Consider the following 23711-nt stretch of genomic DNA (forward strand, 5'->3'; position numbering starts at 1 on the left):
AATATGACTTTGTGCTAATATCCTGCCTGTGGGTTATGACCCTTGCCGCTCAAGCTCTATCGGGAACGCGATGATCGACGCAGAGAAGGACATCCTCACCACCGCCGATACGGCTCGGCTGCTCGGTGTGTCGGTGCGTACGGCGCAGTTGCTCATAGAGGGCGGCACGATTTCGTCATGGAAGACGCCGGGCGGGCATCGCAGGGTCTATCGCGCCGACGTTATGGCGCTGATCGACAACAAGGGCGCTACCTCCGAGGAGCTCCGCTCGTCCGCAGCCATCGTGGTCATCGCATCCGCTCAGCGTCTGCCGACCTATCGCCGGATTCTGAACCACGTGCCGGAATGCGCGGCCGAGCTGTTCGACGATGTCATGGCTGCGATGATCGCGATCGGCGCCTTGAAGCCGCATACCGTGCTCGTTGATCTGGATGGCGCCGAAGATCACCACCTGCCGCTTTTGAGGAGCCTCGCTGGCAACTCGCAACTCGTGCACAGCCGCATCGTGGCGGTCGGCGAAGCATGTGGGCCACCGCTGCCGTCACGGGTCACACTTCTGCGCGAACCAGCCGAAGCGGTAGCGACCCTGCGCGGGTGGCTCTCGGACGACGAGGCCGCCACCCTCACTCAGGAGAGCCTTGCATTTCCGATTGCGCTCAACGAGCGGCAGCGGCTGGTCGCGCTGGAGCGCACGGGCCTGTTGGATACGCCGCCCGAAGAAGCGTTTGACCGGCTCACCTGGCTCGCCGCCCACAGCCTCGAGGCACCGATCGCCCTGATAACGCTGCTGACGCAGACGCGGCAATGGTTCAAGTCGCGGATCGGGCTCGAACTGCCCGAGACACCGCGGAGCTGGGCCTTCTGCAACCACACCATCCTGCAGAAGAAGGTGTTCTCCGTCTCTGACCTCTCCGGCGATCCGCGTTTTGAGGACAACCCCGCCGTGGCCGGGGAGCCCGGATTCCGCTTCTATGCGGGCGCGCCGATTCTGGACGGCAACGGCTTTGTCGTCGGCTCACTGTGCGTCATCGACAGGAAGCCGCGCGACTTGAGCGAGCGCGAGGCGCACGCGATCGAGGCGCTTGCCGCGCTCGCCTCCGATGAAGTCCGTCTGCGGGCGATCGATCGCCAATTGCGCCAGACCTTGCAGGCACGCGAGCGAGGCGCCGGCAGCAGAAGCTGAGACCGCATGCAGGATGCGCGCGCTATGGAAACGAGCGTTTTGATCATCGGCTCGCGAGGGTCCGGCAGCAAGGCAAATGTGCTTCCTACTGCCGGCCCGCTGCTCCTCACTGCGCCTTGGCGCTGACCGACCGGGCTGCCTCGTCGATGACGTCGGCGACGACCTTGGGCTGTGTCATGAAGACCGCATGGCTTGCGGGGACCTCGGTGATCTTCGCCCCGATACGCTTGGCCATGTGCTGCAGCATGCGCTGGTCGAAGGCTTTGTCGTCGGTGGCGATCACAGCCCAGCTCGGATTGCTGCGCCAGGCGGCTTCGGTGAGCTTCGTCCCGAAGACGGACATGGCGATCGGCACCTGCGAGTCGCGCATGAAGGCAGCATCGGCATCGCTCGCATCGGCGGCAAAGCCGGACTTGAAGTTCTCCGCCTTCACATAACCGAACCCGTCGTCACCGACATCGAGCACGAATTCCGGCGGGGTGGTGAACCCCTCATATTGCTGCGCCGTCGTCTCACCCTTGTCGGGCGACAGGGCCGAAACATACACGAGGCCGGACACCTTGGGATCGACGCCCGCCTCGGTGATCACCGTCCCGCCCCAGCTGTGCCCCACGAGGATCGCCGGGCCTTCCTGCCGGGCCAGCACCCGCTTGGTCGCCGTGACGTCGTCGGCAAGCGAGGTCAGCGGGCTCTGCACAATGGCAACCCGATAGCCGCGCTGGGTCAGCTGGTCATAGACGCCGCGCCAACCGGAGCCGTCAGCAAAGGCGCCGTGCACGAGTACGACATTCTTAACAGCCTGCGCTTCCGGGATCTGATCGGCTGAACGGGCGAGTGTCGTCGACGCAAGAGATGCGGCCGCGGCAGTAGCAGCGAGAAGGCCTGTCTTAATTGCAGCCATGGCGGAGTTCCTTCCCCGCAGGGTTGTTTCATTGTCCACCGCCCACCAGCGGCTGGAGAAAATTTCGATCTCGGGATAGCCGACGAAACCCGTTGCAGCCAGCTCGCGGTGCAACCCCGGCAAATCGATGACACCGTCGCCCGTCATCCCGCGATCCATCAGCAGATCCCCCGTCGGCACCAGCCAGTCGCATACATGGAATGCCGTAAGGCGCCCCTCGCGCCCGGCGCGCCCGATGTCGGCGCTCAGGTCGGGATCCCACCAGACGTGATAGGCGTCCAGCGCGACGCTGACGCCACCACGCTCATCGGGGTCCCGCCGCTGACAAAGGTCCAGCGCCTGCACCAGCGTGTTCACGCAGCAGCGGTCGACGGCATACATCGGGTGAAGCGGCTCGATGGCGATGGCGACACCGAGGGGGCGTGCTTCCTCAAGCAGCAGTGCCAGTCCGTCCTCGACCTGCGTGCGGGCATCCCGGAGATCGCGACTGCCGCCCGGCAGGCCGCCGGCGGCGACGACAAAGCATGCAGCTCCCAGCGTCGCGGCGTCGCCCAATGCGCGCCGGTTCTCCTAATGTTGCGCCTCGCGCTTAAGCGCCGTTTCAGCCGGGATCGGCGAGCTCCGGCAATAGCCCGAGACGGCAAGTCCCGCATCGCGGATCTGCCGGGCGATGGCGGCAACGTCGTGCCCCTCGATCTCCCGGCGCCATGGCGCGATCGCCCCAAAACCTTGCTGCGCAACCTGTTCGATCACCCGACCGATCGGCCTTGCCCAGTGTCGCGGCGTCGATCGAACAACGGTCAGGCGTTAGCACAGCAGCGGACCAACACGGAAGAAATCGCAGACAGCCTCGACCTGCCCCTCCAGCATGTGGATGCCGGGCTGTGTCACGCAGCCGCGCCGCTCGGCTTCGATCAGCAGAGGCGTGACGGCGGGTTTGAGGATGATGTCGACGACCAGCATTCCAGCGGCAAGTCCGTCGACGTTCACCGGAAACGGGTCGTTCGGCTTCATGCCGATCGAGGTGCAGTTCACCGCTATCTCGAAACCGGACGGATCCGGCGGGCTAACGTCAATCGCAACGCCAGCATCCACCTGAGCGAGCTCGGCCGCCAGAGCTTCAGCCCGGGCCTTATCGACATCGAAAAGGCGAAGCGCGGCCGGTTTCTGGTCGAGCACCGCATGGGCGACCGCCCGGCCGGCACCGCCGGCACCGACGATAAGCGTGCGACGCCCGGACAGCTGATGTCCCTTGTCGTGCAAACCACGCACAAAGCCGACGCCATCGAAATTGTCGCCGATCAGCCGCCCACTGCTTTTGCGGATCACATTGACCGCGCCGATGCGGCGCGCCATCGGCGCAACTTCATCGACCAGGGCCATCGCCTCCATCTTGTGGGGTACGGTGATGACCAGCCCGTCGAAATTCTGCGCCGCGCGAAAGGCCGCGACCACGACGGATAGCTCCGCCGGCGGGACATGGATCGGCACGAGAGCGGCTGCCGCGCCGCGTCGCCGAAACGCGCTGTTGAACAGGCGGGGCGAGGCGACCTGACCGATGGGGTCGCCCAGAATGGCGTAAACGCGGGTCGCGCCGGACAGCGGCAGCGGAACCCCATCCGCGGGCTCCGATGAACTCACGCCACCACTCCCCGAACCGCGAGAACCGCCCGCATGCGCTCGGTAGCAATATCGGGATCGCGGAGCAGGCCGGTCTCATCCGCCATGCGGAATATCTGCGCGAGGTGCAGCGTCGAGCGCGCGCTCTCAAGTCCGCCCGCCATGGTAAAATGATCCTGATGGCCATTCAGATAGGCCATGAACACCACGCCAGTCTTGTAGAACTGGGTGGGAGCCGCGAATAGATGCCGTGACAGCGCCTCGGTAGGCTTCAGGATTACCTGATAGCCCTCGATATCTTTGGCCGCGAGCTTTTCGAGCGCCGCCGATGCGGCGGGCGCGACGGCATCGAAGGCGCCGAGCAGAGCATGCGAATGCCCCTGAGCATCGCCTTCGATCAGCGAGACATAGTTGAAGTCGTCGCCGGTATACATGCGAACGCCATCGGGTAACCGCCGCCGCAGCGCGATCTCATAGGCATCGTCCAGCAGCGAAATCTTGATGCCGTCGACCTTCGCCGCGTGGTCCGCGATGATCCCGGCGACGACATCCATCGCCACGCCGACATCCCGCGACCCCCAATAGCCGGCCAGCGCCGGATCGAACATGTCGCCCAGCCAGTGCAGCACCACCGGCCGGCTGACCTGCCGCAGCAGCCGGTCATAGACGGCGACATAATCGTCCGGCCCCTTCGCGACGCGGGCGAGAGCACGCGAGGCCATGAGCACGATGCGGCTACCGGTCGTCTCGATGGCTTCGATCTGCTGCTCATAGGCGCGGATCACATCGTCGAGCGTGCGCGCCTCAGCCGCTGGCAACTGGTCGGTGCCGCAGCCAGACACGACGAGATGATTCTTGCCCGCGGCCGCACTGGTGCGCCGGATCAGCTCCAGCGAGGTCGGCCAGTCGACACCCATGCCGCGCTGGGCGGTATCCATGGCTTCGGCGATGCCCAGACCAAGGCTCCAGAGATGCTCGCGAAAGGCCAGCGTGCGGTCCCAGTCGACGACGGACGAAACCCAGGGATCGTTCACCGCGAGGGGGTTCACCACGACATGGCCCGCCGCGTAGGCGATGCGGGAGAAGGGCTGCGCAGGCTTGCGCGCCATAATGGGCGTACCGATCAGATGATAGGTTTCAAGCGAACCATCGGCCTTCGGAAGGATGAGAGCGGGCCGTAAGGCGCTGGAAGCGGTCGATGTCATGTCAGTGTTCCGCGCTAAGGGTTACGACGCGGCCTTGAGCCGCTCATGCACGCGCCATTCGCCGGGCATCTCACCCGCGATGCCCATCGGCCCGGCGCCAAACAGCCGGGCATCCATGAGCTTGAGTTGGCTGGCGATGTGCGGACGGAAAGCCATGTGCGCGAGGACATCGCGCTCGAGATCAATGCCGGGCGCGATCTCGATGAGTTCGATCCCATCCTCGATGGTGCGGAACACCGCCCGCTCGGTAACAAACAACGTGGTCTGCCCGCGCGAACGGCCATAGGGGCCGCTATAGGCGATCTGCTCGACCGCCTCGACGAACTTGTGGTGCTTACCTTCCTGCACAATCACCAGCTTGCCATCGCGCGCCTCCACCTTGAGGCCGCTGGCGGTGAACGTCCCGCCGAACACCATGGTGCGGGCGTTCTGGCTGATGTTGACGAAACCGCCAATGCCGACGACGCGGCCGGCAAAGCGGCTGATGTTCACATTGCCGACGCGGTCGACCTCAACGGCTGACAGAAAGGCGATGTCGAGCCCGCCGCCATCATAGAAGTCGAACTGATAGGGCTGATCGATCATCGCCCAGTAGTTGCGCGAGGCACCCGCATCGAGGCCGGAAGCCGGCGCACCGCCGACCAGCCCCTGCTCGTTGGTGAGCACCACCTGATCGAGAATGCGCTCCTCGGCGGCGACCAGTCCGATGCCGGTGCAGATACCCGACCCGATATTGCAGATCGCGCCGCGCCGCAGCTCCATTGCGCAGCGCCGGGCGACAATCTTGCGTTCGTCGAGCGGCAGCTTGGGGAAGCTGTCAAGCGGAATACGTAGCTGCCCGGCGAAAGCGGGATCGAAGAAAGTCTGGTAGGTCTGCTTCTGCTCGGGCTCGACGACGACGACATCGACCATCATACCGGGGATTTTCACCGTCTTGCCGGGCAGGCTGCCGCGGCGCGCGAGGCGCTTGACCTGAACGATGACGAGGCCGCCGCAGCGGCGCGTCGCCTGCGCCATCGACAGCATCTCGCCGAAGATCGCCTCGTCTTCCATCGAGATGTTGCCGTCTTCGTCCGCCGTCGTGCCGCGCAGGAAGGCCACGTCGATGTGGAAGGGCTTGTAGAACAGCCATTCGCGGTCCTTCACCGTGACCAGTTCGACCAAATCCTCCGAACACGCCTTGCTCTGCTTGCCGCCAGCGAGGCGCGGATCGACGAAGGTGTGCAGGCCGACATGGGTCACGAGGCCAGGGCGACCGGCGGCGATTTCGCGGATGAGCTGGGAAAGCGCGCCCTGAGGCAGGGTGTAGCACTCGATGGCATCGCGGCTGGCCATCTCCGCGATCGGCGGCGCGTCGACGACCGTGCCGCACACCACGCGGCGGATCAGTCCCTCATGGGCAAAGCGCGAGGCGCCCGCTTCCGCCCGATTGCCGAGACCGACCGGGTGAATGGTCGTCAGCGCCCGCGGCTGCTGCTCATCGAGAAAACGATGTTCGACGGCAGCGATCAGTGCTTCGGGTACGGCGTGTCCCGAGCCCGAGCCGCCAATGAGAATCGTGTCGCCATCGCGCACGAGCGACGCTGCGGCAGCCGCCGTGATGACCTGCATCCTTAAGACTCCGAAAGGGTTGGAGGGCGCGCGCCACTCCATAAACTTACTTATCAGTAAGTTAGATTTTCCCCGATCGCAAGCCTCGATCCAGTGCATGGCAACGCTTGAAGCCGTACGCGGCCGGTATGGGCCGCGCAGCCGAAAGCATTTGGACCATCGCTCTACAGGAGGATTTTGCCGTCACGGCACCGCGGCGGCGGCAGCGGGAACCTCGCGGCGCGGGGCATAGGCCGAGAGCATCACCCGCGAGAACGCTTCGAAGAACTGTTCGAGGCGCTCGAAATTGCCGGCATCCTGCGTGAACACCGACGAGCTGTTGACGATGTTGACCAGCAGGAACGCGATGTCGTCCAGCGGCGCGTCCGCAACGAGTTCGCCCTTGTCATGGGCGATCTGCACCGCGACCCGCACCGAGGCGTGAACGGTGTCGGTGAACGAGGCGAGCGATTCGCGCGCGCCGGGGCTCAGCACCTCGCCCTCCAGTCGCAGTCGGCCGATGAGGCTCCAGGGCTGGCCGCTCTTGCGTCCGCGATTGAAGGCGCGATAGCGCGTCTGGTTGAAGCTGGCGACATCCTTCAGCTTCTCCGGCAGAGAGCGATCGGGATTTTCCCAGATGGTCTTGTGCCGGGCGCAGGTACTGGTCACGTAGTCGCCGACGACCTCCTCGACCAGCTTCTCCTTGTTGCCGAAATGGTAGTGGATGTTGGTCGTGGTGATGTCGAGCCGTTCGGCGATGTGGCGGAAGCTGGTGCCGTGAAAGCCGTGACGGATCAGCAATTCGGTCGCCACCTTCTTGATGTTGTCGCGCATCGAGAGCCGGCCCGCCGCCGCAGGATCTCCGTCGGATTTGCGCGCCATTGGCCGATCACTCCCAGCAAACGCGGATCATTCCTCGCGCCCTGCGAACAGATGAGCAAGGCGCGCGCTCCGGTCAAGCCGATGGTTCGGTGGCAGCCTGGGTACGGCTCATCATGAGCATCGTCTGGCCGTCCTGCACCACGCTTCCGTGCTGATTGATCACCTTCACCTCGAAGGTGACGATCCCCCGGTCCTCGCGCCGCGTCGTCCGCCGGGCATGAACGCGGAAGCGCGCGGCGATGCGATCGCCGATGAAGATCGGCGCCTTGAACGACCAGTCCCACGACAGCGTGGCGATGCCCAGCAGGCGAACCGGGCTACGCGTCTTGAGACCATCCGTCAGGGCAAGGCCCAGCAGGCCATGGGCGATGCGGGCAGGAAACCCCTGCGCGCGCGCAAATTCATCGTCCATGTGCACGTCGAACAGGTCGCCGGAAATGCCGGCATAGCCGACGACATGCGCTTCGGTGACGGTCACGCCAGGGGTCAGGAAGAAGTCATCCTCCTTCAGTTCGTCATAGCCATAGGCGCCGGGCGGCAGGGCGCCGTGGGCGGAGAGCAGGTCGGCGTCGTCGGCAGGCATGGCGGATCCTCGCAAGAAACTTACTTATCGATAAGTAACTTTGCATTGACCGGACCCGAGGTCAATGTTAGCCCTCTGCACAATCGCCCCGGTCCTCAGCGGCACAAGTGGGCGCAACGGAAGCGCAAGGCCGATTGCTGATGCATGTGGCCGATCCAGGATCGTGAGGCTCTCTTCATGGCAACGGTGTCCATCCGCGACGTCCACAAGCGGTTCGGGGAGAGTCACATTCTGCGTGGCGTGTCCGTGGACATCGCCGATGGCGAATTCGTCATCCTCGTCGGACCGTCGGGTTGCGGAAAGTCGACGCTGCTACGCACCATCGCCGGGCTGGAGAGTGTCACCGAGGGTGAGATCCGTATCGGCGAGCGCGTGGTCAACGACGTGTCGCCCAAGGATCGCGACATCGCCATGGTGTTCCAGAGCTACGCGCTCTACCCGCACATGACGATCTTCGAAAACATGGCCTTCGCGCTGACCCTGCGGCGCACTTCGAAGGCCGAGATTCAGCAGCGTGTCGAGCGTGCGGCGCAGATACTCGGCCTGTCGCATCTTCTCGATCGCTATCCGCGCCAGCTCTCCGGCGGCCAGCGCCAGCGCGTCGCGATGGGCCGCGCCATCGTGCGCGATCCGCAGGTGTTCCTGTTCGACGAGCCGCTGTCGAACCTCGATGCCAAGCTCCGCGTGGCGATGCGCTCGGAGATCAAGGAACTGCAGCTGCGGCTGAAGACCACCACCGTCTACGTGACCCACGACCAGATCGAAGCCATGACCATGGCCGACAAGATCGTCGTCATGCGCGACGGCATGATCGAGCAGATCGGCGCGCCGCTCGACCTCTATGACCGGCCCGACAACCAGTTTGTCGCCGGCTTCATCGGCTCGCCCAGCATGAACTTTCTGGAAGGCCGCTTCGAGGGCGGCGCCTTCCGCGCCGGCGCCGACCTCGTCCTGCCCGCCGGCCGCAACTGGAAAGACATCCCGGCCGGAGAGGCGATCTATGGCGTGCGGCCGGAACATTTCCGCATCGACGATGCAGGGCTCGAGGTCGAAGTCGTCGTGGTCGAGCCGACCGGCTCCGAGACCGAGGTTCTCGTGCGGCGCGGCGGCGCGGAATTCAACTGCCTGTTCCGCAGCCGCATCGGCGTGAAGCCCGGAGCACGGCTGCGCATCCTCCCGGATGCGCAGCAGGTGCACCTGTTCGACCGGGCAACAGGCCGGCGCCTGAGTTAACGCAAATTGACTTACCGATAAGTAAGTTTATCGTGGCGTAAATCAAGACACGGCAAGGAATGGGTCGTCCTCCGCCGCATGAAAAACGCGAGCCTTCAAGGCTGCCGCCGAACAGGATCCGACCCGCGGATGGAGGAAATATCCAATGACGCCGAATTTTTCCCGTAGGGTCCTGTTGAAGGGACTCGGCATTGCCGCCCTTGGCCTCGGCCTGCTGCAGCCATTGATCGCGCCGGCCTCGGCGCAGGAAACGCTGGTGATCAACACCGATCGCAGCGGCGCCGGCCAGAAGGCGGCGATGAACAAGATCGCCGCCGATTTCGAAGCTGCCAACCCTGGCGTCAAGGTCACTGTGAACTACAGCGACGTCGAGTCGTACAAGACCTCGATCCGCAACTTCTTGGTCGCCAGCCCGCCCGACGTCGCCTTCTGGTTCACCGGCGCGCGCATGCGTGCCTTCACCAAGCGCGACCTGTTCGAAGACATCAGTGGCTTCTACGCCAAGAACGGCCTAGACCCGTCCATGGCGCCGTTCCTGCCGGCCGTCACCGATGGCGGCAAGCAGTACATGATGCCTACCAACTTCAACACGTGGGGCTTCTTCTACAACAAGGACGTCTTCGCCAAGCTCGGCGTCGAGCCGCCCAAGACGTGGAACGAGCTGATGGCGATCGCCGAAAAGGCCAAAGCCGCCGGCATCGTGCCCTTCACCATCGGCACCCGCGACCTGTGGGCCAATGCGCTCTGGTTCGACTACCTCACCAAGCGCATCAACGGCCTCGATTTCTATATGGGCCTGATGGATGGCAAGGAGAGCTACACCGATCCGCGCATGACCAAGGTGTTCGACACCTGGCGGGTGCCGATCGAAAAGGGCTATTTCCTCGACAACGCCTCCTCCTATGGCTGGCAGGAGGCGATCCCGTTCCTGTCGCAGGGCAAGGCGGCAATGTATCTGCTCGGCCCCTACGTGCTGACCTCGCTCCCCGAGGACGCGCGCAAGAACATCGGCTTCTTCCCGTTCCCGACCGTCGACCCGTCCGTGCCGAATTTCGAGCAGGTGTCGATCAACGGCGTCGGCATTCCCAAGGGTGCGAAGAACAAGGAACTGGCGCTGAAGTTCCTCGCTTTCCTTGCTCAGAAGGAAAACCTTCTCGCCTTCGCCAAGGGCGGCTCGGTGGTGCCGGCGCGCGTCGATATCGAGATCGATCCCAACGACTTTGCCTCCGTGCAGATGCAGCAGGTCCGCAACTCCTCGGGCTCGTCGCAGTTCTACGATCGCGACACCGACCCCGACATGGCGCAGACCGGCATGAAGGGCTTCCAGGAATTCCTGGCCAAGCCTGATCGCCAGGAGGCGATCCTCCAGAGGCTCGACGCGGCACGCAAGCGCGTCTTCAACTGACGGCTACGGGTCCCGCACAGGCGGGACCCGCCACTCTCTGGCTCCATCCCGGACCCGATACCGGCTGAGGTTCCCATGCTCCGCTTCTGGCGCCAAAATCAGGCCTGGATGACGCCCATCATCCTGCTGTTTCTGCCGCTTGCGCTGTTTCTGAGCATGATCGTGTGGCCGATCATCCAGAGCATCGGCATCAGCTTCTACGACTGGGACGGCACCGGTCCTGTCCGCTTCATCGGCCTCGACAACTACCGGGAACTGCTCTCCGACGGCCAGTTCTTCGTTTCGGTGAAGAACAATGTCATCTGGATCGTGATGTTCCTGCTGGCCCCGGTGTTCGGCCTCGGGCTCGCGCTGTTCCTGAACCAGCCGCTCGGCGAGATGCGCGTCGTCAAATCGGTGTTCTTCATCCCGCTGGTGCTCGCGCCGGTCATCATCGGCGTCGTCTTCACCTGGTTCTACGATCCGACCTTCGGCATCCTCGCCATCGTGATGCGGTTCTTCAGCCTTGAGCCGGTCGCGATCCTGTCGGACGAGCATTTCGTCACCTTCGGCATCGTCATCGCGGCCTTGTGGGCGCAGACGGCCTTCTGTCTCGTGCTGTTCCTTGCCGGCCTGTCGCAACTCGACGGCGAGCTCATTGCCGCCGGGCGGATCGACGGCGCCTCCGGCTGGACGCTGCTGCGCCACATCGTCCTGCCCCAGCTTCGCGCGGTGTCGTTCGTCGCGACCATCATCACCGTCATCGGCTCGCTGCGAAATTTCGATCTCATCGCGGTGATGACGCAGGGTGGACCATATGGCAGCTCCACGGTTCTCGCCTACCAGATGTACGACGCCACCATCTTCAGCTATCGCGCGGGCTATGGCGCGGCCATTGCCACGGTGCTGTTCCTCATCATGAGCATCTACATCGCCATTTTCCTGCGCCATACACTGCGCCGCGAATCGAGGGGCGCCTGATGTATCCCACGCCGATCACCCAACGCCCCCTCTCCGTCCGGCTGGGCTACCGGCTTGCGCTCTACGCCGCGATGCTGCTGTGGATGCTGCCGCTCATCGCCATCATGATGACGGCGATCCGTTCGCAGTCCGATCTGCTGGCCGGCAACTACTGGGGTGCGCCCTCCTCTTTCGCGCTGTTCGACAATTACCGCGAGGTCTTCGCCACCTCGCCGATGTGGGGCTTCTTCCTCAACAGCGTGATCGTGACCGGGTCGACGGTGATCCTCGTGCTGATCCTCGCCACCATGGCGGCGGTCGCCCTCGCGAAATACCGTATTCCCGGCAGTACGCTGCTGTTCGCCATGTTCATCGGCGGCAACTTCATCCCCTACCAGATCCTGATGATCCCGGTGCGCAACATGGTGCTCGGCGTCGGGCTCTATGACACGGTATGGGGTCTCGTGCTGTTCCACACCGCGTTCCAGACCGGCTTCGCCACCCTGTTCCTGCGCAACTTCATCATCTCGCTGCCCAACGAGCTGTTCGAGGCGGCCCGCATCGAAGGCGCGAGCGAATTCCAGATCCTGCGGCGCATCGTGCTGCCGCTGCTGCGCCCCGCGCTGGCTGGCCTCGCCGTGCTGATCTTCACCTTCGTCTGGAACGACTATTTCTGGGCGCTGGTGCTGGTGCAGAGCGATGCGGCCAAGCCGCTGACCCTCGGCATCGCCGGCCTGAAGGGCGAATGGCTGACGGCGTGGAACCTCATTTCCTCCGCCGCCCTCTTCGCTGCCCTGCCGCCGGTGTGCCTGTTTTTTCTGATGCAGAAGCACTTCGTGGCTGGACTAACGGCGGGTGCGGTCAAGGCTTAGTTTTACACTCGCCTGCTGCGCACCAGGAGCGGATCGTATCAAGTGGATCTGCGAATGTCCGGCACGGGCCGAAAAACCACCTGTTTTTCGTCAGGGTGCCGCTTTGAAGCCCAACGCCAAATGACACGCAGCTGGTGTTGACCCACAGCTGCCTTCCCGGCACCGCGCTGCCAACGACCGCTGTGCGCCGCCATTTCGGCCGTTCGGGTAATGGTTAGTCCTGAAAACGGACATTGCTTATGGTCGGGCCGAACACCAGTAGACTGAATGTAGGCATTCGGATCTCCTCCGGTCCGCAATCTGCCGCAGATCTTCCAAACGGTCGCTGCTGTCGTCGAACGTACCGCAGCAGCCGTCCTCGGGATGGGCTCTCGGCAAATCCAACGATCAGATACGGGCCGTGACCGCAGTGACCTAATCCGGGTCACCATGCCAAGGACGCTTGGCGGTGTCGTTCTGCGACGTCCTCAGCGCTCGTGCGGCTGGGCTTTCTTCAATGCCGCCAGGAAGGTCAGGAAAACGACTGCATAGAAGCGCGCGAGGACCGGTCCCAAGGCCGGGCCTGCGCGATATCCACTGCGGCCGGGCTCACAGCAGGCAAGGCCCTGCGCCTCGGCAAGGCGCAGCACCTTGCCGACATGCGCGCGCGAGACCGAGAATTGCCGCGCCAGCTGGGTGGCAGACACCGTCCAGCCATTTGCGACCAATGAAACAAGCATGACAAGGCCGGCGTCGCGTTCGGCCAGGGCGAGCAGTTCGGGGGTGGCATCGAACACGCGCACGCCCTGCCTGAAGCAATCGGCCATGACATGAGTGCAGATGCCGAACAGAGCCTCGTCCGGCAGGGCGATGGCGGCATTGGCGGCCGACGCGTCGATATGGGCGATGGCCGTGAACATGCCGTTCCAGCGCTCGCGATGCATCTGCAGCAGCGCCGCGCTCGGCATCAGGCGACGTTCCTTCGCGCCGTGCTGGGTGCCGACGGCAAGCAAGTGCTTGAAGCGCAGCGCGGCGAGGAAGGCCGTAGCGCGGCCAGCGCTGCAGACGCCCAGATCGACGACCTCGCGACGCAGCCGCGCGCCGGTCACGCCCTTGCCGCCACCTTCGGTGAAATGAAGATCCAGAATGAGCAGCACCGCCAGAAACCGCCCGCGGTCATTCAGAAGCCGGTTGCGCAGCCAGTTGCCGTCGTACAGCCGAACGGCATTTCCGGCGGCGGCGTGTATCGCCGCGGGAAATCCTGGCGCCGCCATCAGGTCGTTTATCGCCTCGGCGCCGAACATCCTCACGACGGGTCCGGGGAAAGAGGCGGCTGGCCCCGCTGCCGCGTTCACGATCGACCCCCCTGCATGCGATCCGATGATTCCAAAAAGTGACGTTGCGTATAGCACGAGCGGTCCGCACACCTTGTCCGGGGAGTATCCCCGGGCCCCTCGGCGCCCTTGAAGCCGAAGATGGTTGCAGTGGATAAGGGACGCGCATGACTGGCCTGACATTCCTTCTGCGGAGCCCCAAGGCGGCTTCAATTCATCCGCGTATGTCCCTGCACTTCCTGATGTCATCGGTCGCCGTGTGCGCGCTCAGCACGCCGGCCCTCGCGCAGAACACGGCGCCCAGCATCGGGCCCTCGGTCTATTTCACGCAGCAGGACACCGGCGCGAATGGCGGCGACGGCAAGAATGCCAGCGGCAACGATCTGTGCGTCGATGCGCCGACCGATGGCGGCGGCGGCGGGACGGGAGGCCTTAATATGGCCTGGCCCAGCTACACCGGCCCTTCGACCTATGACGGCACCATGGTCGTGGCAAGCTCGACAGGCGGCGCCGGCGGTACGGGGGGAAGTGGGAGCACCTGCGGTTACGCCGGCCGCGGCGGCGGTGCCGGCGGCGATGGCGGCGAGGTCCAAGTGGTCACGAACGAACCGGGTGGCACCTACAGCTTCACATCTTCCGGCATCGTGGCGTGGTCGCAGGGCGGGCGGGGCGGCAATGGCGGGTCCACCGGCTCGACCGAATATAATGGCGGTAACGGCGGGGCGGGCGGCGACGGCTCGACCGTCATCGTCGACAATTATGTGAACATCAATACCACCGGGCCCTCGGCCTACGGTATCTGGGCGCAGAGCATCGGCGGACAGGGCGGCAACGGGGGCAACGAGACGAGTTCGGTCAGCAGCGGCAATGGCGGTACCGCCGGCGCGGGCGGCGCCGGAGGCGACGTCTTTGTGTCCAACTATGTCAATGTGTCGGCTCAGCAGGCAACCGCCATCTTTGCCCAGAGCATCGGCGGCAATGGTGGCGATGGCGGCTCGGCCAATGGGTGGTTCGGTGGGGTAAGCGGCGGCGGCGGCTATGGCGGAGACAGCGGGGACGTATATGTCGACCTCTATGGCCCGAACAGTAACCCCCTCGCCACGGGCAGCACCACGATCAGCACGGGCGGCAACGGTGCCCACGGGGTGTTTGCGCAATCGGTAGGCGGAGGCGGTGGCTATGCGGGCGTCGCGGCAGGGCTGACCGCGCTCGGCGGATCCGGGGGGCCGGCCGGCAATAGCGGTGTGGCGTATGTGAGCAGCTATTCCGACATCGCAACCTCCGGCGCGTCGTCTCCGGGCATCTTCGCCCAATCGGTCGGCGGCGCGGGTGGTTCGGGCGGCATGGCCTTCAGCGGAGCGCCCGGGCTTTCCGTCGCGGTTGGCGGCTCCGGCGGCGAAGGCGGCGACGGCGGCACCGTATCGGTGCTGAGTTACGGTGATATATGCACCGGGGGCACCTGCACCGGCGCGAGCGCTCCGGCGGACAGTGCCGGTGGCGCCTTCGGCATTTTCGCCCAGTCCGTCGGCGGCGGCGGCGGCGCGGGCGGGTTCGGCCTGTCGGGATCCGCTTCTCTGGTCGCGGGCACCGCCTTCGCCGTCGGCGGCACCGGCGGCAGTGGCGGCACCGGCGGCGACGTGTTTGTCGTCAATACCGGCAGCATCTCCACGCAGGAAATCAACTCTGCCGCCATTCTTGCCCAGTCTATCGGCGGCGGCGGCGGGACCGGCGGTGGCTCGGCGGCGCTGACGCTGAGCCTGGGGGCCGGCGCCTCGATCTCCCACGGCGGTTCGGGCGGTTCGGGCGGCAGCTCCAATGCGGTGACCGTGAACTGCACAAAGGGGGATGCCGGGGCGAACTACGGCGCCGCCTGCACGACCAGCGGAGCGAAGATGCTGGAGTCGTTCAATGGCGGCTCCATCACCACCAACGGCATCGGCTCGGCGGGCATCGTTGCTCAGTCCATCGGCGGTGGCGGCGGGCATGGCGGCTATGCGGTGTCGCTGTCCGGCGGCGAAGTGGCGGCTTTCTCCCTGGGGGTGGGGGGCTCCGGCGGCTTGGGCGGCAATGGCGGCAACGTCTTCGCGGGTACGGGCGGGGTCGGCATCACCACATCCGGGACGGATTCGCCCGGCGTGGTGGCGCAGTCGATCGGTGGCGGCGGCGGCAATGCCGGGGCAAGCATCGCCGGCAGCATTGCGGAGGGCGCCTCCGTCGCGCTGGCCATTGGGTCCACGGGCGGTTCCGGCGGATATGGCAGCACGGCCACTGCGGTCAACCAGGGCAGCAGCATCACCACCACGGGCGATCGTTCGCCAGGTCTTCTCGCCCAGTCCATCGGCGGCGGCGGCGGCACTGGCGGCGCGAGCATTTCGGTGGCCGCCGGCGAGGTGGCGGCAGTCAGCCTCGCGCTCGGTGGCACCGGCGGAACGGGCGGTTCCGGCGGCTGGGCTTATGCCTATAACGATACGAATTCCGGTCCTGCGGGCCCTACCGACATTACCACAGACGGATACCAGTCCAGCGCCATCGCCGTGCAGTCGATCGGCGGCGGCGGCGGCAATGGCGGCCACACCACATCGCTCCCGCTCTCGCTCGGCCCGACGCTCGGTGCGAGCATTGGTGGGCTGGGCGGCAGCGGAAATTTTGCCAACACCGTCTTCATCGAGAACGCGGGTGGCACCCTCACCGCATCCGGCGGTGGCGCGGCGATCATCCTCGGCCAGTCCATCGGCGGCGGTGGCGGCAATGGCGGCTTTGCCGCCAGCGGCAATGCCAGCCTCGAGGGTGCGACCAGCTTGGCCGTGGGTGGCAGCGGAGGCGCCGGTTCGTTCGCGAACACGGTCTCGATCACTAATTACGGTGACCTGGTGTCCCCGGGCACGGTGTCCGAAACCACGTCCCAGCAGGTCGCGACCACCATTTATGTCACCGAAACGGTGGTGACCTATGAAACCGTGTGGGTATGTACCGACTATTGCTATGAAGAAATAAAGCCGGTCTACACCACGCAGCAGGTTCCGGTGACCACCTACTCCACCGTTACCACGACAGCGACGCTCGCCAGCGGCGCGGCCATCTATGGCAATGCGCCCGGCATACTTGGCCAGTCCATCGGCGGCGGCGGCGGTTCAGGCGGATTTGCGGTGGGCGGGTCGGTTTCCGGATCCTTCACCGCCGGCCTGGAGGTCGGCGGCTCCGGCGGTTCGGGCGGCGAGGCCAGTGCCGTCACGATCTACAATAGCGCGAACGTATCCCTGGTCGGACCGCTGTCCGCCGGCTTGGTGGGCCAGTCGCTCGGAGGAGCCGGCGGCACCGGTGGTTTTGCGGTGGGCGCGGGCCTGACGTCAGGCGCGAGTGCCACGACGACCATCGGCGGCGGCGGGGGCAGTGGCGGCACGAGCGGCGTGGTGACCATCACCCAGGTGAATGGTGCCATCACCACCGGCGGCGATCAATCTCCCGCCATCATCGCCCAGTCCATCGGCGGGGCGGGTGGCAGCGGCGGCTGGGATATCGCCGGGTCGCTGGCCAGTGCCGGAACGGCGAGCGTGGGCCTCGGCGGCAGCGGCGGCGGTGGCGGCACGAGCAGTGGGGTGACGGTCACCGCGGATGGGGTCTTGTCCACCAACGGCCTGATTTCGCCGGGCATTCTGGCGCAGTCCATCGGCGGCAACGGTGGCAATGGCGGCTTCAGCGCCGGCGCGGCGGGGTCCATCGTCTTTGCATCCGATGTCACTCTTGGCGGCGGCGGCGGCACCAGCGGCAGCGCGGGCACCGTGACCGTGACCGCCAACGACGCCATCACCACGCTGCTCTCCCAGTCATCGGGCATTCTGGCGCAGTCCATCGGCGGCTCGGGCGGCAATGGCGGCTTTGCCATTGCCGGCTCTGGCGCGACCGGCGGCGGCGATGCCAAGGTGTCGGTGGGCGGCGCCGGGGCGACCGGCGGGGGCGGCGGCAGCGGCCAGAGGTCCGGCGGCGTCACCGTCACCGCAGCCGACATCACCACCAATGGCTATCTCTCGGCCGGCATTCTCGCCCAATCCATCGGCGGCGCCGGCGGCAATGGCGGGTCGAGCCGTGCCTTCAGCCTTTCGGGCGCCAGCGACAGCACGGACGGCGCGGCGGCCAGCGTCGCCATCGGCGGCGGCGGATCCTCGGGCGGTGATGCCACCTTTGTGCAGGTGACGCAGAATGGCTTGATCCTCACCGGCTCATCCGGCGTCTTCAGCGACCAGTCCGCCGGCATCATCGCGCAATCGATCGGCGGTTCCGGCGGCAATGGCGGCTCGGCGGACGCGAATGCCGCCTCGACCACCGCCTCGGTCGCCCTTGCCATTGGCGGGGGTGGCGCCGCCGGCGGGAGCGGCGGCAACGTGACCGTCAGCAGCAACGCCAATGGCGGAAACGGCATCACCACGACGGGCCTGCACGCATCCGCCATCCTCGCCCAATCCATCGGCGGGGGCGGGGGCAATGGCGGCTGGACCCAGGCCACCGCCTCCAGCAACGACTACGCGGCCGGTCTCGCTATCGGCGGTTTTGGCACCGGAGGCGGCGATGCGGGCACCGTGACCGTGAACAGCGGCGGCGCGCTGGTGACGAATGGCGCGCTGTCCTACGGCATTCTCGCGCAATCCATCGGCGGCGGCGGCGGCAACGGCGGCGCGGCCTCCAGCACGACCGACGCCGGCGACGGGCAGGAACTTCAGGGCGGCGTGACCTCGGTGGCGGGAGCCGGGGCAGGACAGGACGCCAGCAATGTCAGTTCGGCGGTCTCGGGCAGTTCCAGCAGCCAGCCGGAAAGCAGCAACGACGGCGCGTCCTCGGGAATCGCCGCGTCCGTGACCGTCGGCGGTTTCGGCGGCCTTGGCGGCACGGGCTCCACGGTGACGGTCAACAACACCGCGTCGATCCTCACCTATGGCGACCAGTCCATGGCGATCCTCGCCCAATCCATCGGCGGCGGCGGCGGCAATGGCGGCGCGAGCACTGCCAACGCCAGCGGGGATTCCTACGCCGCCTCGTTCAGCCTGGGCGGCGGCGCGGGCGGCGGCGGTGACGGCGGAACCGTCAGCGTCACCTCCTCCGGCTCAATCCAGACCTCGGGCCTGCTGGCGGCGGGTATCTTCGCGCAATCGGTGGGCGGCGGCGGCGGCAATGGCGGCTCCTCCTCGAGCACGGCGAGCAGCGGCGGACAAGCGGCGGCCAGCATGAGCCTCGGCGCCTCCGGCGGCAATGGCGGCGATGGCGGCACGGTGACGGTCTCCTCGTCCGTGCCGGCCTACATCAGCACGCTCGGGCCGAACTCCGCGGGCATCTTCGCCCAGTCGGTCGGCGGCGGCGGCGGCAATGGCGGCTCCAGCGTCGCCAACTCCAGCGTGTCGTCCTCCAGCAGTTCCAGCGGATCATCGTCAAGTTCCACCGGCAGCCTCTCGGGTGCCGCAAGCGGCAGCGCGACGTCGGCCTCGGCGGGGACGAGCGGAGGACAGCAAGGCAGCCAATCCGGCAGCGATGGCGGCTATTCCTTGGCCATGAGTCTTGGCGGCAGCGGCGGCGACGGCGGCGACGTCACGGTTACGAACGCCTATGTGATCGCCACCGGCGTCGACCTCACCGACTCGACCACAATGGTCGCGGCCGGGGACCATTCGGCCGCCATCTTCGCGCAATCGGTGGGCGGCGGCGGCGGCAATGGCGGCTCCAGCGCCACCAACTCCTCGGCCAGCGAATCCAGCGTGGCGCTGTCCGTCGGCGGGTCGGCCTCCGGTGCGGGCGCGGGCGGAACGATGAACGTCACCACCCAGGGTACGCTCTACACCGTCGGTTATAATTCCAGCGCTGTCTTCGCCCAGTCGATCGGCGGCGGCGGCGGCTCCGGCGGCGCGTCCTCCACCACATCCGGCGCCGGCGGCACGGCTTCCATCGCGCTTGGTCTCGGCGGCAGCGGCAGCGGGGGTGGCGCGGGCGGCGATGTGACAGTCTCCGTTACCACGCCGATGAACGTGGCCGGTCTTCCGCTCGGCATCACTACGTCGGGCGATAGCGCCTATGGCATCTTCGCCCAGTCGGTGGGCGGTGGCGGCGGCCTGGGCGGCGCTCTGGTTTCAGCGGCGACGGCGCCGAGCAATAGCGGCGGCAACGCAGACGGCAGCAGCAGCTCGGCGTCCGGCAGTTCGACCTCCACCTCCGCCAATGACGGCGTGGCTCTGGCGTTGGGGCTTGGCGGCTCCGGCGGTGGTGGCGGATCCGGCGGCGGCGTGGAAGTCACATCGGCCGCATCGATCACCACGCTCGGCGCGAACGCAACGGGTTTGTTCGCGCAGTCCGTGGGCGGCGGCGGCGGGGCGGGCGGGGCGAGCACGGTGAATGCCAGCAACAGCACCTACGCCCTGGCCGTTGGCTTGGGCGGGACGGGGGGCGCGGGCGGGACCGGCGGTAACGTCACGGCGACAGCCAATGCCGCGATCAGCACCAGCGGCGTCCAGGCCTATGGCCTGTTGGCTCAGTCCGTGGGTGGAGGCGGTGGAGCGGCAGGAGCCTCGACCGGAGGCGCCTCGGGCGGGTCCGAAGCCTCGTTTGACATGGCGATTGGTGGCGGCGCCGGCAGCGGCCAGACCGGCGGCACGGTGACGGTGACCACCAACGATACGATCACCACAACAGGCGCCGCAGCGGTAGCGCTCCTCGCCCAGTCAGTTGGCGGCGGCGGCGGCATTGGTGCCGCCAGTTCGTCCAGCCCGACCAGCGGCGGCGTCACCGGCACGCTGACCTTGGCGGGAGCGGGCGGCAGCGGCAATGATGGCGGCAGCGTCTCCGTCACGGCTGAGGGTATTGCGACCTCAGGCGGCGCGGCCTTCGGCATCCTCGCCCAGTCCATCGGCGGCGGCGGCGGTATTGCGAGTGTCAGTACGGGCTCCGCCATGGCGAGCGGGCTCGCCACGACACTTGGCGGATCGGGCAGCGGTGCGGGCGGCACGGTCACCCTGTCCACGTCCGGGGCGATTTCCACCACGGGCAACGCGGCGATCGGCATTGTGGCGCAAAGCATCGGCGGTGGCGGCGGCGTGGCCAATGCGGGGGACAGCGTCACCTTCGCCGGTCCCTCGACGGCCTCCGACGGCGCAGCGGTGCAAGTGACGGTCGGGGGGACTCTGACCACCACGGGCACCAATGCGATCGGCGTTCTCGCCCAGTCCATCGGCGGCGGCGGCGGGGCGGCGATCTCCGACGGGCAGGCGACGAACTGGACCTCCTCGGGGGGCACGGGTACCGGCGGCGCGGTGACCGTCAACGTGAATGGCACCGTCTCGACGACAGGTGCCGGTGCCTATGGCGTTATCGCGCAGTCCGTCAGCAATGGCGGTGGCCTGGTGATGAACGGCACCAGCATGGAACTGGTGAATGGCGGCGCAACCGCCTCCGGCAAGGTGGCGGTCAATCTCGTGAGCAACACGGCGGTCAGCGCCACAGGTGCCGGCGCCGTCGGCGTGCTGATGCAGGGCGGCGGGGATCCGATCATCAACATCGCGCAAGGCGCGCGGGTGATCGGCGGCAGCGGCGGGGCCGCGATTGTCAGCGATGGCACCGAGAACTACGTGAACAATTACGGGTGGATCGCCACGGTCGACGACGCGGAGGGGATGGCGGTCCGCACGACAGGCGGTTACAGCGCCATCACCAATGGAGGCGGCCTGCTCGGCAATCTGTCGCTCGCCTACGGCCCAGCGAACAGCGTCGACAACCTGTCCACTGGAACGATCTATGCCGGTTCGTCGCTCGACCTCGGCGGGCCCCAGAGCATACTGCGCAACGAAGGCGTGCTACGCCGGGGCGCCACCAGCCTTGGCGTGACGGCCATTGATGGCAGTCTCGTCCAAACCGCGACCGGTAGCCTTGTCGTGCGCACCGACCAGATTTCCCTCGGGTCCGACCAGTTCACCGTCAGCGGAACCGCCGCGCTCTCGGGCGCCATTGTGGGCCTCATCTACCGCCCCGGTCTCGCCATGCCCGGTGCCTTCTCCGTGCCCTTCCTCACGGCGGCAGGCGGCATCGACTGGTCGAGCCTGACGGCAATGGGCGACACGGCGATCCTTGACTTCTCGCTGTCGGGCTCCTCCGCAGTTCTGAGCCTGGACACCCACATCGACTTCACCCCCGACGGCCTGTCGCCCGGCGCATGGGCGATCGGCGAGACGGTCGGCACCATCCAGACCCAAGGCTCCTCCACGCTGTTCCAGACGATCGTCCCCGCGCTGCTGGACATACCGTCCGTAGCCGGGCTTGAGACCTCCTACCAGACCCTCGGCGGCGGGGCGGTCTCGCTCGTGCCCCAGAGCATGATCAACGCCAACTCGGCGGCCATGGCGAGCGTGACCAACCAGATGGACAATTGGCGCCTGCGCCAGCGGCACGCGGCCCCGTCGATCGCGACCGGCACTGCGGGGAGCCGCGAGCCGGAGGCGGCGCAGTATTTCTGGGGTGCGCCCATTGGCAGCTCGACCACCGGCGGCGGGCTCTCCGGCACCCTTCTCGGCATGACCATCGGTGCCGATGGAGAACTGCCGGACATGCCTCTGCTCGTGGGGTTCGCGGGGAGTTACTCGGCCACAGACCTGTCAGCAAACGAATATGGCGCCGGCACATCGACAAATTATGGCGGGTTCAGTGCCTATGGCGTCTATGAGAACGGGGCGAGCTATCTCTCTGCCATCGCCACGCTCGGTTATGGCCGCGCCGATTTCGACCGCAACCTTTACGGTCTCGGCCTCAACCTCGCAACGAACGCGGATCTGGACGGCACGCTGCTCGGCGGCCGGGTTGAAGCCGGCTATGGCTTCGCGCTTGGCGACACCGGCGCGACCCTCACCCCCTTTGCGGCGTTCCAGCCTATGCAGCTATGGCTGGGATCGGATACCGAGAGTTTCGGGGCGCTGGGCGCGGGCCTGACCTTCCACTCCAGCACGATCACCGCGCTGCCGGCCTATCTCGGCGTGCAGTTTGACAGCTTGTGGCATGGAAAAGACGGCACGACCTATGCGCCGTTCTTGCGCGCCGCGTGGATGCACGACTTCAGCCCGGACCGCAACATGTCGCGCAGCTTCGCCGAAGCGCCGGAACTGGTTTTCTCGGGAGCGCCGATCCCTGTCGTCAGCGACGCGCTGGACCTGCATGCGGGGCTCCAGGTCACTCTTGAAGGTAATATGAGCATCTCCGCCGGCTTCGACGCCCAGATCGCAGATAGCTACTCGGTGCTGGGCGCCAGCGGCAGCTTCCGGCTCAGGTGGTGAGCCGGAAGCAATATCACGAGCGGATCGCTCGCTGTGGGTCATAGTGCTATGGCGAACACATAGTTTCTTCTTGGTCAGCGTCTTGATAGCGGCGGTTCTCGCGCCGCTTCCCGTCGTCGCTGGTTTCCCTCGCGGCCGCCTCGTGCTGCCGAGTCAATATCCATTCGATGGCTTCGGCGAGGACGACAAGGCGCTCATGGGGGCTGCCTGCCAAGCCTCGCTCATAGTCGAAGCCGTGATAAATCGCCTTCACGACTTCATACTTTTCAAGCAGAACGGCGACAGCTTCGGCCTCGTCGATGCCTGCCTGCCGCTGGTCCGAAGCGGAATATTGGCCAAGCGCGTTTTTCAGGTTCTGCGCGATGCCGATATAGTCCACCACGAGGCCGGCTGGCTTGGCGCTCGATAGCGTCGGGATTCCAGAGACCGCTTTCGTTCAGCAGCGTCGATGCGGTGGCGCGGAAACCGTGGGCGGTGGCGACGTCCGCACTAAATCCCAGCCGACGCAACGCGCCGTTCAGAGTGTTTTCGCTGATCGGTCTTTGTCCTGCTCCGATGGCGGGGAACACGAAAGGCTGATTACCCGTGAGCCGGTGTTAGCCTGCCCCTATTGAGTGGTCCGGTTTGACTCTAATGCATAGTGGGCCTTTCGGCCTGGCTTGATTGGCAGGGCTTCAGGGACAGGATGGCCG

At 66.2% G+C, this 23711-nt stretch carries 15 protein-coding genes and 2 pseudogenes; 6 read left to right on the plus strand and 11 right to left on the minus strand.

The features are described 5' to 3' along the window. The first annotated feature begins 70 nt into the window (after nt 1-70). Nucleotides 71-1183 carry a GAF domain-containing protein gene (locus J2X65_RS04345; RefSeq protein WP_310198502.1) on the plus strand — a complete coding sequence of 371 codons (1113 nt, stop codon included), beginning with the start codon at nt 71-73 and terminating at the stop codon, nt 1181-1183. Between the two features lie 106 nt (nt 1184-1289). Here J2X65_RS04345 and J2X65_RS04350 read toward each other — a convergent pair whose 3' ends face one another. The 8 genes and pseudogenes from J2X65_RS04350 to J2X65_RS04385 form a co-directional block, all read right to left on the minus strand. After that, nucleotides 1290-2084 (minus strand): alpha/beta hydrolase, encoded by a 795-nt coding sequence (locus tag J2X65_RS04350; protein ID WP_310198564.1) that lies wholly within the window; start codon nt 2082-2084, stop codon nt 1290-1292. Between the two features lie 87 nt (nt 2085-2171). Beyond that, nucleotides 2172-2639 (minus strand): annotated as a pseudogene (locus tag J2X65_RS04355) (sugar phosphate isomerase/epimerase family protein); the annotation flags it as partial. A gap of 15 nt (nt 2640-2654) precedes the next feature. Beyond that, the gene (locus tag J2X65_RS04360) at nt 2655-2837 is read right to left on the minus strand and encodes a hypothetical protein (protein ID WP_310198503.1); all 183 of its coding nucleotides are present in this window, start codon (nt 2835-2837) and stop codon (nt 2655-2657) included. A gap of 54 nt (nt 2838-2891) precedes the next feature. Further along, nucleotides 2892-3725 (minus strand): hypothetical protein, encoded by an 834-nt coding sequence (locus J2X65_RS04365; RefSeq protein WP_310198506.1) that lies wholly within the window; start codon nt 3723-3725, stop codon nt 2892-2894. Continuing rightward, nucleotides 3722-4909 (minus strand): dihydrodipicolinate synthase family protein, encoded by a 1188-nt coding sequence (locus tag J2X65_RS04370; RefSeq protein WP_310198508.1) that lies wholly within the window; start codon nt 4907-4909, stop codon nt 3722-3724. Before J2X65_RS04370 ends, J2X65_RS04365 begins: the two co-directional genes overlap by 4 nt. A 21-nt stretch (nt 4910-4930) precedes the next feature. Beyond that, a complete protein-coding gene (locus J2X65_RS04375) occupies nt 4931-6520 on the minus strand; it encodes a CoA-transferase (RefSeq protein WP_310198511.1) in 1590 nt (529 codons plus the stop codon). A gap of 183 nt (nt 6521-6703) precedes the next feature. Beyond that, nucleotides 6704-7381, minus strand: coding sequence for a TetR/AcrR family transcriptional regulator (locus tag J2X65_RS04380; RefSeq protein ID WP_310198514.1), 678 nt, complete (start codon nt 7379-7381; stop codon nt 6704-6706). 73 nt (nt 7382-7454) lie between these two features. Further along, a complete protein-coding gene (locus tag J2X65_RS04385) occupies nt 7455-7964 on the minus strand; it encodes a MaoC/PaaZ C-terminal domain-containing protein (protein WP_310198516.1) in 510 nt (169 codons plus the stop codon). 177 nt (nt 7965-8141) lie between these two features. On the opposite strand from J2X65_RS04385, the gene J2X65_RS04390 reads away from it, so the two are divergent. From J2X65_RS04390 to J2X65_RS04405, 4 genes are all read left to right on the plus strand, one after another. Then, on the plus strand, nt 8142-9197 hold the full coding sequence (locus J2X65_RS04390) for a sn-glycerol-3-phosphate ABC transporter ATP-binding protein UgpC (protein WP_310198519.1): 1056 nt from the start codon (nt 8142-8144) through the stop codon (nt 9195-9197). 145 nt (nt 9198-9342) lie between these two features. Then, on the plus strand, nt 9343-10602 hold the full coding sequence (locus J2X65_RS04395) for an ABC transporter substrate-binding protein (protein ID WP_310198521.1): 1260 nt from the start codon (nt 9343-9345) through the stop codon (nt 10600-10602). A 75-nt stretch (nt 10603-10677) separates the two neighbouring features. Continuing rightward, nucleotides 10678-11562, plus strand: coding sequence for a sugar ABC transporter permease (locus J2X65_RS04400; RefSeq protein WP_310198524.1), 885 nt, complete (start codon nt 10678-10680; stop codon nt 11560-11562). Next, the gene (locus J2X65_RS04405; protein ID WP_310198527.1) at nt 11562-12413 is read left to right on the plus strand and encodes a carbohydrate ABC transporter permease; all 852 of its coding nucleotides are present in this window, start codon (nt 11562-11564) and stop codon (nt 12411-12413) included. Before J2X65_RS04400 ends, J2X65_RS04405 begins: the two co-directional genes overlap by 1 nt. Nucleotides 12414-12880: 467 nt before the next feature. Here the strand turns inward: J2X65_RS04405 and J2X65_RS04410 are convergent, their stop codons facing one another. Continuing rightward, nucleotides 12881-13696, minus strand: coding sequence for a hypothetical protein (locus J2X65_RS04410; RefSeq protein WP_310198529.1), 816 nt, complete (start codon nt 13694-13696; stop codon nt 12881-12883). 197 nt (nt 13697-13893) lie between these two features. On the opposite strand from J2X65_RS04410, the gene J2X65_RS04415 reads away from it, so the two are divergent. Further along, nucleotides 13894-23019 carry an autotransporter outer membrane beta-barrel domain-containing protein gene (locus J2X65_RS04415; RefSeq protein WP_310198531.1) on the plus strand — a complete coding sequence of 3042 codons (9126 nt, stop codon included), beginning with the start codon at nt 13894-13896 and terminating at the stop codon, nt 23017-23019. A 46-nt stretch (nt 23020-23065) separates the two neighbouring features. On the opposite strand, the gene J2X65_RS04420 is transcribed toward J2X65_RS04415, so the two are convergent. Next, nucleotides 23066-23401 (minus strand): type I restriction enzyme endonuclease domain-containing protein, encoded by a 336-nt coding sequence (locus J2X65_RS04420; protein ID WP_310198533.1) that lies wholly within the window; start codon nt 23399-23401, stop codon nt 23066-23068. Nucleotides 23402-23414: 13 nt separating this feature from the next. Then, nucleotides 23415-23567 (minus strand): annotated as a pseudogene (locus tag J2X65_RS04425) (integrase); the annotation flags it as partial. Nucleotides 23568-23711 lie beyond the last annotated feature (144 nt).

It is taken from the genome of Ancylobacter sp. 3268 (genome assembly GCF_031456575.1).
Lineage (GTDB): Bacteria > Pseudomonadota > Alphaproteobacteria > Rhizobiales > Xanthobacteraceae > Ancylobacter.